Here is a 13,241-nt window from a genome sequence, read left to right on the forward strand (position 1 = left end):
TTCTTCACGGGTACAAGACAGACACATTCATTCTACGCTGGATAGAAATTGATTGAAACTCCCCACGGAGAGGATCACATTCAAAAAGGGTGATTTGGCTCAATTTAAATAGTTGCAATGCCCAAACCGGCTACATACCAAGCGCCGCACCCGATGGGTGCTCAGATCGATCTCCGGCGTTCGAATCGGCTATCCGGGCCGGTCCTTCACTCAAAACTGCGATTACCTCCAGTTCAGCAGGCGGGGGCCAAGAGCCCCGCCCGTTCACGCACCGGCCACTTGCACAGGCGGCAGCCTCCGAGGCAGCGGCCACAGGACCTCGGCCTTTAATAGACGTCAGATATTCTTGGCACCCGCAGCACCAGGACAAATTCCACAAGCGGTAAGCAACCTGGAAACAAGATTCATTTTTTGTATACCTCCCCAGGGCAACGCGTCAGCAACTCCGGGTACACAGCCATCCGGGACACACCTGCAACGACCTGGGCACCATTGCGCAGAATGACTGAGCGCTTGGCTCAGGCCAAGGCATGAAAGGTCACATCGGGTCGCACCCCTGCGCAAACCGAATAATTATGTGTCATCTTGCTAAATCCAGCGCCCGAAGGCGCCGTTTCGCGATAGAGTTGACTCAGATTGCGCCGTCGCGACCTGCATTCCTCTAACTTAAGCAATATCGGAGGCATGGGGAGGCGACGGCGTATTGCGTGTCAGCGGGAGGCATCTCCCGTCCAAGCCTGAATGGAAGGAACGCCGCTGTGGCGACTGAATCCTTAGTTGAAGAATTCTCACTGACCGAGTTGGACCGTAAGGCCATCGACACCACCCGTGTCCTGGCAGCCGACGCCGTCGAAAGGGTTGGCAATGGCCACCCCGGTACCGCAATGAGCTTGGCTCCTGCCGCCTACTTGATTTTCCAGAAGCACCTGCGCCACGACCCGAAGGATCCGAACTGGATCGGCCGCGACCGTTTCGTGCTTTCCCCAGGCCACACCTCGCTGACCCTGTACCTGCAGCTGTTCCTCTCCGGCTACGGCTTGGAAATGCAAGACATCGAAGCGCTGCGCACCTGGGGCGCGAAGACCCCTGGCCACCCTGAGTACGGCCACACCGCCGGCGTCGAGATCACCACCGGCCCACTGGGCCAGGGCCTGGCCTCCGCCGTTGGCTTCGCCTACGCCCAGCGCCGCATGCGCGGCCTGCTGGATCCAGCCTCCGAAGCCGGAACCAGCCCCTTCGACCACACTGTCTACGTCATCGCTTCCGATGGCGACCTGCAGGAAGGCGTCACCTCCGAAGCTTCCTCGCTGGCCGGCCACCAGGAACTGGGCAACCTCGTGGTGATCTACGATGACAACAAGATCTCCATCGAGAACGACACCGACATCGCCTTCACCGAGGACGTGCTGGGCCGCTACGAGTCCTACGGCTGGCACACCCAGCGCGTTGACTGGACCGCCACCGGCGAATACGTCGAGGACATGGCCGCACTGGACGCCGCCATCCGCGCCGCCAAGGCCGAGACCTCGCGCCCGTCGATCATCTCGCTGCGCACCATCATCGGCTGGCCATCGCCAACCAAGCAGAACACCGGCGGCATCCACGGCTCGAAGCTGGGTGCCGAGGAAGTTGCCGGCCTGAAGAAGGTGCTGGGCTTCGACCCGGAGAAGAACTTCCAGATCGAGGATGACGTGCTGGCCCACGCCCGCGAAGTCGCAACCCGCGGAGCGCAGCTGCACGCCTCGTGGAACGAGACCTTCAACGCCTGGAAATCTGCAAACCCGGAAGAGGCCGCCCTGCTGGAACGCCTGCAGGCTGGCGAGCTGCCAGAAGGCTGGACCGAGAAGCTTCCTACCTTCGAGCCTGGTTCCACCATGGCCACCCGCGCCGCGTCGGGCAAGGTCATCAACGCGATCGCCGATGAGCTGCCAGAACTCTGGGGCGGCTCCGCCGACCTGGCCGGTTCGAACAACACCACCATCGAGACCGCGAAGTCCTTCGCTCCCGAGCGCCGCTCCACCGATTCCTGGTCGGCCAGCCCGTACGGCCGTGTGCTGCACTTCGGCATCCGCGAGCACGCCGCCGCGTCGATCGTCAACGGCATCGTGCTCTCCAGCCCGACCCGCGCGTTCTCCGGCACCTTCCTGATCTTCTCCGACTACCAGCGTCCGGCCATCCGCCTGGCCGCGCTGATGGGCGTCCCGTCGATCTTCGTCTGGACCCACGACTCCATCGGCCTGGGCGAAGACGGCCCGACCCACCAGCCGGTGGAGCAGCTTGCCTCGCTGCGCATCATCCCGAACTTCGACGTTGTCCGCCCGGCGGATGCCAACGAGGTCGCCTACGCCTGGCGCGGAATGCTGGAACTGTCCACCACCCCATCGGGCATCGTGCTCTCGCGCCAGAACCTGCCGATCTACGACCGTTCGGCCACCGGCTTCCGCGGCGCCGAAGGCACGCTGAAGGGCGGCTACATCCTGGCCGAGGCCGTGCGCGACGGCGCCGAGACCACGCCGGATGTCATCCTGCTGGCCACCGGCTCCGAGGTCGAGCTCGCCGTCGAGGCCCGCGAAGCGCTGGCGGCCAAGGACATCGCGGCGCGCGTCGTCTCGCTGCCGTCGCTGGAATGGTTCGCCAAGCAGGATGCCGCCTACCGCGAAGAGGTCCTTCCGGCAGCGATCACCGCCCGCGTTTCGGTGGAGGCCGGCGTGGCCCAGGGCTGGCGCGAACTGGTTGGCGCCCACGGCGAAATCATCTCGCTGGACCACTTCGGCGCGTCCGCCGACTACAAGAAGCTGTACTCGGAATTCGGCATCACCACCGAGGCAGTGATCGCTGCCGCCGAAACCTCCATCAACAACGCTGCCAATTAAGGAACTGAAGTACATATCATGAGCAACCCGAATACTCAGGCCCTGTCCGACGCCGGCGTCTCCATCTGGCTGGACGACCTTTCGCGCGAGCGCCTGACCAGCGGCTCCCTGGCCAAGCTGATCGAAGAGAAGAACGTCGTCGGCGTCACCACCAACCCGGCAATCTTCGCCGCGTCGCTGTCCAAGGCAGAGGTGTACGGCGAGGCGATCGCCGAGCAGAAGCACCGCTCCGTCGAGGACGCGATCACGGAAATCACCAGCGACGACGTGGCAGCGGCTTGCGACCTGTTCAAGGGCATCTACGAGTCCTCCAACGGCTTCGACGGCCGCGTGTCCATCGAGGTGGACCCCCGCCTGGCGCACGAGACCGCACCGACCATCGCCCAGGCGAAGGCCTTGTACGAGCGCGTGAACCGTGAAAACGTGCTGATCAAGATCCCTGCCACCATCGAAGGCCTGGAAGCCATCACCGAAACCATTGCCGCCGGCATTTCGGTGAACGTGACCCTGATCTTCTCGCTGGAACGCTACCGCGAGGTCATCAACGCCTACCTGCTGGGTCTGGAGAAGGCCCATGCCGCCGGCCTGGACCTGTCCAAGATCCACTCGGTCGCGTCCTTCTTCGTCTCCCGCGTGGACACCGAGATCGACAAGCGCCTGGATGCCATCGGCACAGAAGCCGCGGCCGCCGTGCGCGGGCAGGCCGGCGTGGCCAACGCCCGCCTGGCCTACCAGGTCTTCGAGGAGTCCTTCGCTTCGGCCCGCTACGAGGTGCTTAGCGCCGCCGGCGCCAACGTCCAGCGTCCGCTGTGGGCTTCGACCGGCGTGAAGGACCCCGCCTACCCATCGACCCTGTACGTGACCGAACTGGTCGCCCCGCAGACGGTGAACACCATGCCGGAGAAGACCCTGGACGCCACCGCGGCCGAAGCCGAGATCCGCGGCAACGCAATCGCCGGCGGCTACGATGCCGCCAACCGCGTGCTGGACAAGCTCGCCGCCCTGGGCATCGACTACAACGAGGTCGTGAACCTGCTTGAGGTCGAGGGCGTGCAGAAGTTCGACGTCGCCTGGAACGAGCTGCTCCAGGACATGGCCGAGGCCCTGAAGGGAGCCAAATAGATGGAACTTGGCCTGGTAACTTCCGGACAGGCTCTGGCCTCCGTCGATGCGCTGCTGCCGCAGCTGATCGACGCGAAAATCGGCAGCCGCATTGCCGCGCAGGATCCCACCATCTGGGGTCCGGCGGCCGAGGCCGAATCCTCCATCCGCCTGGGTTGGGTCAACCCCTTCGAGGCGGCCGGCAAGCTGATCCCGCAGATCCTGGATCTGCGCGACGAGCTGCAGGAGGAGGGACTGACCCGCATCGTGCTGTGCGGCATGGGCGGATCCTCGCTGGCCCCTGAGGTCATCACCGCGCACGACGAGGTGGACCTGGTCATCTGCGACACCACCGATCCGTCGATGGTCAAGGGCATCGTGGAAACCGATCTGGAGCACACCGTCGTGGTGGTCGCCTCCAAGTCCGGCTCCACGGTGGAGACCGATTCGCAGCGCCGTGCGTTCACCGCAGCCTTCGAGGCGGCCGGCATCGACCCGGCCACCCGCCTGGTGCTGGTGACCGACCCGGGTTCGCCGATGGACAACCCGGATGGAGTGCGCGCGGTCTTCAACGCCGACCCGAATGTGGGCGGCCGCTACTCGGCGCTGACCGCCTTCGGCCTGGTTCCCTCGGGCCTGGCCGGCGCCGACATCGAAGCGCTGGTGGAAGAATCCGGACTGATCAACGACGTGCTGGCAATGGACGACGAGGACAACCTCGCGCTGCACCTGGGGGCGGCCATGGCCACCGCCGGCCGCGACAAGCTGCTCATCGCCTGCGTGGGCGATGCCCTGCCGGGCTTCGGCGACTGGGCCGAGCAGCTGATCGCCGAATCCACCGGCAAGGACGGCAAGGGCGTGCTGCCGGTTGCCGCCCATGTGGATGCGCCCGAGCTGCAGAACCCTGCGCAGGATGTGCTGCCGCTGTTCATCTACGAGCAGCTGCCGGAGGAAATCGACGAGGACTCCACCGCCGTGCACTTCAGCGCGCCGCTGGGCACCGCGTTCATGATCTTCGAGTACGCCACCGCCGTGGCCGGCTACCTGCTGGGCATCAGCCCGTTCGACCAGCCGGATGTCGAGGCCGCGAAGGTGGCCGCGCGTTCCATGCTCGAAGCGCCGGCGCAGAGCGCACCGGATGCCGTGGACGGCCCGGTCGAGCTCTACGGCACCGAGGCCGCGAACCTGGAAGCAGCCCTGGATGCGCTCACCGCGCAGCTGCCGGACGATGGCTACCTCGCCATCCAGGCCTACCTGGATCGCACCGCCGACCAGCAGCTCGAAGCGCTGCGCGATGCTCTGGCTGAGAAGACCGGCCGTCCGGTCACCTTCGGCTGGGGCCCGCGCTTCTTGCACTCCACCGGCCAGTACCACAAGGGCGGCCCGGCACAGGGCGTGTTCCTGCAGGTCACCGCGGATCACCAGGAAGACCTTGAGATTCCTGGCCGTCCGTACACCTTCGGCGGGCTGATCACCGCCCAGGCGATCGGCGACGGCGCGGTGCTGGCCGACGCCGAGCACAACCGTCCGGTGCTGCGCGTGAACCTCACGGACCGCGCGGCGGGAATCGCCGCCCTGCTAGAGGCAGCGAAGTAAGGCACGAATGAGCAATCCACTACGCGACGCCCGCGACCGGCGGCTTAACCGCATTGCCGGTCCGGGCGCGCTGGTGTTCTTCGGAATCACCGGCGACCTTGCCCGCAAGAAGCTCATGCCAGCGGTCTACGACCTGGCCAACCGCGGCCTGCTGCCCCCGAACTTCGCGATCGTCGGCTTCGGCCGCCGCGACTGGACGGCGCAGGACTTCGCCGACCAGGCCCGCGAATGGATCCTGGCCAGCGCCCGCACCCCCTTCAACGAAACAGTCTTCGCCCAGCTGGCGGCCGGCATGCGATTCATCTCCGGCGCCTTCGACGATGACGGCGCCTACGAGCAGCTTGCCGCCACCCTGGACGAGCTGGCCGAATCGCGCTCCACCGGCCGCAACCACGCCTTCTACCTCTCGATCCCGCCAAGCTGGTTCGAGGTCGTCTGCCAGAAGCTCTCGGAGCACAAGCTGGCCCAGGACAAGAACCCCGGCTGGGAACGCGTGGTCATCGAGAAGCCCTTCGGCCACGACCTGGCCAGCGCGCGCGAGCTGAACTCCATCGTCGAGTCGGTGTTCCCGCCGGATGCGGTGTTCCGCATCGACCACTACCTGGGCAAGGAAACGGTGCAGAACCTGCTGGCGCTGCGCTTCGGCAACCAGATGTTCGAGCCGCTGTGGAACAACAAGTACGTGGACCACGTGCAGATCACCATGGCCGAGGACATCGGCATCGGCGGCCGGGCCAGCTACTACGACGGTGTGGGCGCCGCCCGCGACGTCATCCAGAACCACCTGCTCCAGCTGCTGGCGCTGACTGCAATGGAGGAGCCCATCTCCTTCGACGCCGACCACCTGCGCAGCGAGAAGGAAAAGGTGCTCACCGCGGTGAAGCTGCCCGAGGACCTGGGGGCGGCCAGCGCCCGCGGCCAGTACACCTCCGGCTGGCAGGGCGCCGAAGAGGTCGTCGGCTTCCTCGACGAGGAGGGCTTCAACCCGAAGTCCAAGACCGAGACCTATGCCGCGGTCAAGCTGGAGATCAACACCCGCCGCTGGTCCGGCGTACCGTTCTACCTGCGTGCCGGCAAGCGCCTGGGCCGGCGCGTCACCGAGATCGCGGTGGTGTTCAAGAAGGCCCCGAACCTGCTGTTCACCGACCATGAGGACGACGAGTTCGGCCAGAACGCCTTCGTGATCCGCGTGCAGCCCGATGAGGGCGCGACCATCCGCTTCTCCTCCAAGGTGCCCGGCACCCAAATGGAGATCCGCGACGTGACCATGGACTTCGGCTACGGCAACGCCTTCACCGAGTCCTCCCCCGAAGCCTATGAACGGCTGATCCTCGACGTGCTGCTCGGCGAACCTCCGTTGTTCCCGCGCCACGAGGAAGTCGAGCAGTCCTGGCGCATCCTGGATCCTTTCGAGGAGTACTGGGCCGCCCTGCCCACCCAGCCGGATCCCTACGCTCCGGGCTCCTGGGGACCTGAAAGCAGCGACGAGCTGATGGCCAAGGATGGAAGGACGTGGCGACGACCATGATGATCGATCTTCCCAACACCACCACCTCCAAGGTGGCCAAGAAGCTGATCTCCTCGCGCCGCACCCACGGCGTGGTGGCGCTGTCCCGCGTGCTGACCCTGGTGGTCATCACCCGCGAGGGCTTCGCCGAGAACGCGATCGAGGCGGCCAACCTGGCCAGCCGCGAGCACCCCTGCCGGATCATCGTGGTGGTGCGCGGCAACAAGTCCGAGGCCAACCGCCTGGACGTGCAGATCCGCGTGGGCGGGGACGCCGGCGCCTCCGAAGTGATCGTGATGCGCACCTACGGCCCGGATGTCGTGGCCGACGAGGCGCTGATCTCCGCGCTGCTGCTGCCCGATGCACCGATCGTGGCCTGGTGGCCGCATGGGGTGCCGCAGGATCCGGCCGGCACCGCGCTGGGCAGGCTGGCGCACCGCCGCATCACGGATTCGGCGGAGACCGAGGACCCGACCGCCGCGCTATTCAGCCGCATTGCCACCTATCGGGCCGGAGACACCGACCTGGCTTGGACCCGGCTGACCCTGTGGCGTGCCCAGCTGGCGAGCATCATCGACTTGATCGGCACCGACGGGCTGACCGCCATCACCGTGAAGGGCTCGGACAATTCGCCGTCCACCACCCTGCTGGCGGCCTGGCTGACCCTGTGCCTGGACGTCCCGGTGACCATCGCCGCGGACAAGTCCAACGGCGGGCTCTCCAGCGTCCGGCTCGCCCGCGAAGACGGCGACGTGGAGCTCTCGCGCCCCTCCGGCGCGGTTGCCCACCTGTATCTGCCCGGCAGCGCGCCGCAGCGCATCTCGCTGCCGCGGCGTTCGGTGGCAGAATGCCTGGCCGAGGAGATGCGCCGCCTGGACGCCGACGACGTCTTCGGCGAGGTCATCACGAAGGGCCTGGCCCTGACCAACCTGAGGAGCATCAGATCCAGTGATCGCTAGGCAGATTCTCATCCACGAGGATGCACAGGCTACCGCCCACGCCATCGCCGCCCGGCTGATCACCACGATCGCCGATGCGCTGGCGGCCCGCGGTGTCGCCCATGTGGTGGTCACCGGCGGTTCGCTGGGCATCGCCGCTTTGGAAGCCGTCGCGGCCAACCCCGCCAAGACCTCGGTCAATTGGTCGCAGGTGCACTTCTGGTGGGGCGACGAGCGCTTCGTCGCCTCCGATTCGGCTGACCGCAATGTGCGCCAGGCGGCCGCCCTGTTCGAGGCGCTGGACACCCTGGGGCTGGACCGGGCCACCGTGCACGCCATGGGCGCCAGCGACCAGTACGGGACAGCAGAGCAGGCCGCCGCAGCCTACGCCCGGGAGCTGGCCGAGGAAGCCGAAGAAGGCGCGCTGAATCCGGCCTTCGATGTGCTGATGCTCGGCATGGGCCCGGACTCGCATGTCGCCTCGCTCTTCCCCAACCACACCCGGTCGGATGAGCCAGGAGTCATCGCAGTCCACGACTCCCCCAAGCCGCCGGCGGACCGCGTTACGCTCACCATGGGCACGATCAACACCGCCAAAGAGGTGTGGCTGCTCGTGGCCGGCGCCGAGAAGGCCCCGGCACTGGCCGCCGCGCAGCACGAGGTAAACGAGGTTGCCGTCCCGGCTTCGGCCGTGCACGGCACCGAAGCTACCCGCTGGATCATCGACCGCGCCGCGGCCACCTTGCTCTAGCCAACACCTCATCGCCGGTGCCGCGATCCTGCCGATGGCGGGCTCGCGGCACCGGCCTTCGCTTTTCCAGCACCACCTGCCCGAGAGGATTCCATGCTTTCCGCACCGTTGCCCGAAGCAGCGCAGCCCCGCAAGGTCACCGTGATCGGTGCCGGGGTCATCGGCCTGTCCACCGCCCACGAGCTGGCCGCCGCCGGCCACGAGGTCACCGTGATCGCCGACCAGCAGCCGCAGCAGACGGTCTCCGCGGTGGCCGCCGCCATCTGGTTCCCCTACCACTCGGAGAACTCCGAAGCTGCCGACCTGCTGCTCGCCCGTTCCTTGGCACGCTTCGAGCAGCTGTCGGGCATCGCGGAAACCGGCATCGATCTGCGCTACGGACTGAACCTGGAGGGCTCGGCGGACGAGGACCGCTCCTGGGCGAAGATCGTCACCAACGCCGCCGAAGCACCGGCAGAAGCGATCCCGCCGATTGCGGCCGCCGGAATGCATGCCACGGTTCCGGTGATCACCATGCCCACCTACCTGTCCTGGCTGCAGGACCAGGCCGCGGCCTTGGGCGTGCAGTTCATCTGGCGCACGGTCGAATCCTTCGACGAGCTGCAGGACGATGCCGACACCGTCGTGCTGGCAGCCGGCCTGCGAGGCGGCGAGCTCACCGGCGACGACCAGAGCGTCTACCCCATCCGCGGCCAGGTGATCCGCCTGGCCAACACCGCAGGACTGTCCGACTGGCTCTGCTACGACGAGCATCCGCAAGGCGTCAGCTACATCATTCCGCGCCGCGATGACATCATCGTTGGCGGCACCGACGTGGACCACGACTTCAACCTCGAAGCCGACCCGCAGACCGCCGCCGACATGCTCGACCGCGCCACCGGCCTGGTCCCCGAGCTGGCCGGCTGCGAAATCCTGGAGCACAAGGTCGGGTTGCGTCCGGCCCGCGAGACGATCCGCCTGGAGCGCATCGAGGGGCATGCGGTGCCCGTCATTGCCGCCTACGGCCATGGAGGCGCCGGCGTGACCCTGTCCTGGGGCACCGCGCAGCGCGTCGTGGAACTGCTCGGCAGCTAGCGATGCCCTCGGCTTGCCGGCAGCCGCGCAGATACTGCGCGGCCGCCGGTTCAAGCTCTCCCGCGGCGGCCTGGCCGGCACCGCCATCGGTGACGGGAATCACCATTGACACCCGTTTTTCCGGGCGTAGTATTTCCCTCGTACTCCTCGTCCCACGGTTTCGCGAGACGTTATTCCTACGATTGCGATCTCCATGAATTTTCCCGCGCCCCGGCCGGCCGCGCAGCACAGCGTGCTGGCCAAACCGGCACGCGCAGTAGCATTTGCCTTCGCCGGTGCGATTCTCGTTGGCGGATTGCTCCTGTCCTCCCCGGCAGCCAATACCCAAGGCGTCTTCACATCCTTGGTCGACGGGATCTTCACTGCCACGTCAGCGGTGTGCGTGACCGGCCTGACTGTCTTGGACACCGCAACCCACTACACCCTCTTCGGCAAGCTCGTCATCCTCATCCTGATCCAAGCCGGCGGCCTGGGCCTGATGCTGATTGCCTCGCTGCTGAGCATGCTGGTCATCGGCCGCATTGGCTACCTCACCCGGCTATCCACCCAACGCGAAAGCTCCGCGGTATCAGGCGAAGATGTGCGCACCGCCGCATTGATGATCATCAAGCTGTCGCTGGCCATCGAATCCGTCGTGGCGGCCATCTTAGCCATCCGCTTCGGGCTGGCCTACGGCGACGATCCAGCCGGTGCGATCTGGCATGGCGCATTCCATGCAGTCTCGGCCTTTAATAACGCGGGCTTCGCCCTGTATTCGAATAACCTGATGGACTTCGTCGCTGACCCGTGGCTCTGCATCCCTATCAGCCTCGCCATCATCCTTGGCGGCCTGGGCTTCCCGGTCCTGGTCCAGCTGAGGCAGCACTGGCGGAACACGCTGAAATGGAGCATGAACACCCGTCTGGTTCTTCTGATGACCGCATTGCTGCTCGTTGGCGGCACCATCTTCATCACCGCTATGGAATGGTCCAATCCGAAGACGCTCGGCGAGCTCGAACCTGCGCAGCGGATCCTGGCCGGATTCTTCCAATCTGTGCAGACGCGCACCGCGGGCTTCAACTCCATCGACATCGGCGCGATGCATCCAGCCTCCTGGCTGGGCATGGATGTGCTGATGTTCATCGGCGGCGGACCGGCCGGCACCGCCGGCGGCATCAAGATCACCACGGCCGCGATCCTGCTGTTCATCATCATGACCGAGCTGCGCGGCGAGACCGCAGTCAACGTCCTGGGCAGGCGGCTCTCCCGCTCGGTGCACCGCCAAGCCATCACGGTGGCGCTGCTGGGCGTCGCGGCGGTGTTCGCCGGCACGATGGGCCTGCTGCTGCTCACCAACTATTCCCTGGACCGCTGTCTCTTCGAAGCCACCTCGGCCTTCGGCACCGTCGGGCTGTCCACGGGCATTACCCCGGACTTGCCGGATCCCGCCAAAGGCATTCTCATCGCGTTGATGTACCTCGGCCGCGTCGGTGTCCTCTCGCTGGGTTCCGCGCTTGCCCTGCGCGATCGAAAAGCGCTCTATGAACTCCCCAAGGAAAGGCCTTCAATTGGCTAAGCTACTGAATTTTCGCAATGATGCCAAGGGACTGCCCAAAGCTCACTCCGTGGCGGTGATCGGGCTCGGGCGCTTCGGAGAATCCCTTGCCCTGGAACTGATGAAGTCAGGCACCCAAGTTCTGGGCATCGACGTGCACGAGAACAACGTCCAGTCGCTGAATGGCGAATTGACCCAGGTGGTCCGTGCCGACGCATCAAGCCGCGAAGTCCTGGAACAGCTATCGATCCACGAATTCGACCGTGTGGTGGTGGCCGTGGGCAGCCACCTGCAGTCATCCATCCTGTGCTGCTCGCTCTTGGTCAGCATGGGGATCCCGCAGATCTGGGCCAAGGCGCAAGATGATCGGCATGGACTGATCCTGGAGCAGCTGGGGGTCCATCACATCGTCTACCCGGAGAAAGACATGGGCAAGCGTGTTGCCCACCTGGTGCGCGGATCCATGATGGACTACCTGGAGGTCGATCCAGGCTATGCCATGGTCAAAATGAGCGCGCCATCCACGTTGCATGGGGTGAAGCTCAGCGATGCGGCGGTGCGCAACAAGTACCGGGTGACCATCGCGGCCACGACCAATGCTGCCGGCGAATGGCAGAACACCGACGGCAACACCGTCCTTAGCACCGGAGACAAGATTCTCGTGCTCGGCTCGATTGCCGATACGGAGAAATTCGGGCAACTGGCCTGATGACGCGCAAGAGGCGCCCTCCACGTGATGTGGAAGGCGCCTCTTGGCTGCTGCGGAAGGGTGCTGCCTAGGCTTCGACGCTGAATCGAAGCACCAGGGCAAGGCCGATGATCACGGCACCCCAGATCAGACCGAGAACGATGGTGATCCGGTTCAGGTTGCGCTCGGCAACACCTGAAGATCCCATGGAGCTGGTCATGCCGCCGCCGAACATGTCGGACATACCGCCACCACGTCCCTTGTGCAAAAGGATCAAAAGGGTGAGCAGGACGCTAGTGATGCCCAGCAATACCTGCAGAATGATCTTGATAATATCCAAGTCGACGGTTCCTTAGTTAGATTCAGTCGGTGACGAGATGATGCTCGAACCTGACAATATTAGCAAATTCCTCGGCATCCAGGCTGGCACCGCCAACCAACACGCCATCGACATCGCGTTCGCGCATGATCGATGCGGCATTTGCTGCCTTAACACTACCGCCATAGAGCAGTTGCGTCTTCTCGGCAATCTCCGCTCCGAAGCGCTCGGCCAGCGCACCGCGAATCGCGGCGCACATTTCCTGCGCGTCGGCCGGTCCCGCAACTTCACCGGTACCGATGGCCCACACCGGCTCGTAGGCGATGACCAGGTTTGCCGCCTGCTCAGCGGTAACGCCTTCCAGCGACTGCGCCAACTGTTCCAAGGTGAAAGCCACGTGCTCGCCGGCCTTGCGCACTTCCAGGCCTTCGCCGACGCAGAGCATCGGGGTCAGCTCGTGGCGGTACGCGGCTGCCAGCTTGGCGGCGATCACCTGGTTGGTCTCGTTGTGGTACTCGCGACGCTCGGAGTGGCCTACCAAAACGTAGGTGCAACCGAGCTTCTTGAGGAACTGGCCCGAGATTTCACCGGTGTACGCGCCTGAATCCTGCGCCGACAGATCCTGGGCACCGTAGACGATGTCCAGCTTGTCGCCCAAGGTCAGTGTCTGCACGCCGCGGATGTCGGTGAACGGAGGGAACACAGCGACCTCGGCACGATCGTAATCGTGTTCGTGGTCCTTCAGGGTCCACGCCAGCTTCTGCACCAGGGTGATCCCCTGGACGTGGTCCATGTTCATCTTCCAGTTGCCGGCAATCAGCGGCTGGCGCACAAAAGCGCCGTTCTGCGAAATGGTCATT

11 protein-coding genes are annotated in these 13,241 nt (G+C 65.3%); 9 read left to right on the top strand and 2 right to left on the bottom strand.

What is annotated here, in order from left to right; translation table 11 throughout:
* Positions 1 to 758 precede the first annotated feature (758 nt).
* From tkt to F0M17_RS09565, 9 genes are all read left to right on the top strand, one after another.
* Entirely contained in the window at positions 759 to 2,873 is a 2,115-nt protein-coding gene (gene tkt, locus F0M17_RS09525; RefSeq protein WP_149597015.1) for a transketolase, read from the top strand.
* A gap of 18 nt (positions 2,874 to 2,891) precedes the next feature.
* Positions 2,892 to 3,995 carry a transaldolase gene (gene tal / locus F0M17_RS09530; protein ID WP_149597016.1) on the top strand — a complete coding sequence of 368 codons (1,104 nt, stop codon included), beginning with the start codon at positions 2,892 to 2,894 and terminating at the stop codon, positions 3,993 to 3,995.
* Positions 3,996 to 5,570 (top strand): glucose-6-phosphate isomerase, encoded by a 1,575-nt coding sequence (locus tag F0M17_RS09535; RefSeq protein WP_121866942.1) that lies wholly within the window; start codon positions 3,996 to 3,998, stop codon positions 5,568 to 5,570.
* Between the two features lie 7 nt (positions 5,571 to 5,577).
* A complete protein-coding gene (gene zwf, locus F0M17_RS09540) occupies positions 5,578 to 7,098 on the top strand; it encodes a glucose-6-phosphate dehydrogenase (protein WP_121866943.1) in 1,521 nt (506 codons plus the stop codon).
* Positions 7,095 to 8,036: a glucose-6-phosphate dehydrogenase assembly protein OpcA gene (locus F0M17_RS09545; RefSeq protein WP_073706102.1), complete on the top strand. Its 942-nt coding sequence runs from the start codon at positions 7,095 to 7,097 to the stop codon at positions 8,034 to 8,036. Before zwf ends, F0M17_RS09545 begins: the two co-directional genes overlap by 4 nt.
* Positions 8,026 to 8,766, top strand: coding sequence for a 6-phosphogluconolactonase (gene pgl / locus F0M17_RS09550; protein WP_038990777.1), 741 nt, complete (start codon positions 8,026 to 8,028; stop codon positions 8,764 to 8,766). Before F0M17_RS09545 ends, pgl begins: the two co-directional genes overlap by 11 nt.
* 93 nt (positions 8,767 to 8,859) lie before the next feature.
* The gene (locus tag F0M17_RS09555; RefSeq protein WP_149597017.1) at positions 8,860 to 9,840 is read left to right on the top strand and encodes an FAD-binding oxidoreductase; all 981 of its coding nucleotides are present in this window, start codon (positions 8,860 to 8,862) and stop codon (positions 9,838 to 9,840) included.
* A 193-nt stretch (positions 9,841 to 10,033) separates the two neighbouring features.
* Entirely contained in the window at positions 10,034 to 11,395 is a 1,362-nt protein-coding gene (locus tag F0M17_RS09560; RefSeq protein ID WP_149597018.1) for a TrkH family potassium uptake protein, read from the top strand.
* Positions 11,388 to 12,083 carry a TrkA family potassium uptake protein gene (locus F0M17_RS09565; protein ID WP_210416629.1) on the top strand — a complete coding sequence of 232 codons (696 nt, stop codon included), beginning with the start codon at positions 11,388 to 11,390 and terminating at the stop codon, positions 12,081 to 12,083. The genes F0M17_RS09560 and F0M17_RS09565 overlap by 8 nt, the downstream gene beginning before the upstream one ends.
* Positions 12,084 to 12,150: 67 nt before the next feature.
* On the opposite strand, the gene secG is transcribed toward F0M17_RS09565, so the two are convergent.
* Positions 12,151 to 12,402 carry a preprotein translocase subunit SecG gene (gene secG, locus F0M17_RS09570; RefSeq protein WP_038990774.1) on the bottom strand — a complete coding sequence of 84 codons (252 nt, stop codon included), beginning with the start codon at positions 12,400 to 12,402 and terminating at the stop codon, positions 12,151 to 12,153.
* Positions 12,403 to 12,424: 22 nt separating this feature from the next.
* Positions 12,425 to 13,240 (bottom strand): triose-phosphate isomerase, encoded by an 816-nt coding sequence (gene tpiA / locus F0M17_RS09575; RefSeq protein WP_066138750.1) that lies wholly within the window; start codon positions 13,238 to 13,240, stop codon positions 12,425 to 12,427.
* Position 13,241: the final 1 nt, after the last annotated feature.

The organism is Glutamicibacter sp. ZJUTW (assembly GCF_008370855.1).
Classification (GTDB): domain Bacteria; phylum Actinomycetota; class Actinomycetes; order Actinomycetales; family Micrococcaceae; genus Glutamicibacter; species Glutamicibacter nicotianae.

Bases quoted from the DNA above. Each gene is read 5' to 3' on its own strand.
- tal (WP_149597016.1), top strand. From the start codon at position 2,892: ATGAGCAACCCGAATACTCAGGCCCTGTCCGACGCCGGCGTCTCCATC.
- F0M17_RS09535 (WP_121866942.1), top strand. From the start codon at position 3,996: ATGGAACTTGGCCTGGTAACTTCCGGACAGGCTCTGGCCTCCGTCGAT.
- zwf (WP_121866943.1), top strand. From the start codon at position 5,578: ATGAGCAATCCACTACGCGACGCCCGCGACCGGCGGCTTAACCGCATT.
- F0M17_RS09545 (WP_073706102.1), top strand. From the start codon at position 7,095: ATGATGATCGATCTTCCCAACACCACCACCTCCAAGGTGGCCAAGAAG.
- F0M17_RS09555 (WP_149597017.1), top strand. From the start codon at position 8,860: ATGCTTTCCGCACCGTTGCCCGAAGCAGCGCAGCCCCGCAAGGTCACC.
- F0M17_RS09560 (WP_149597018.1), top strand. From the start codon at position 10,034: ATGAATTTTCCCGCGCCCCGGCCGGCCGCGCAGCACAGCGTGCTGGCC.
- tpiA (WP_066138750.1), bottom strand. From the start codon at position 13,240: ATGACCATTTCGCAGAACGGCGCTTTTGTGCGCCAGCCGCTGATTGCC.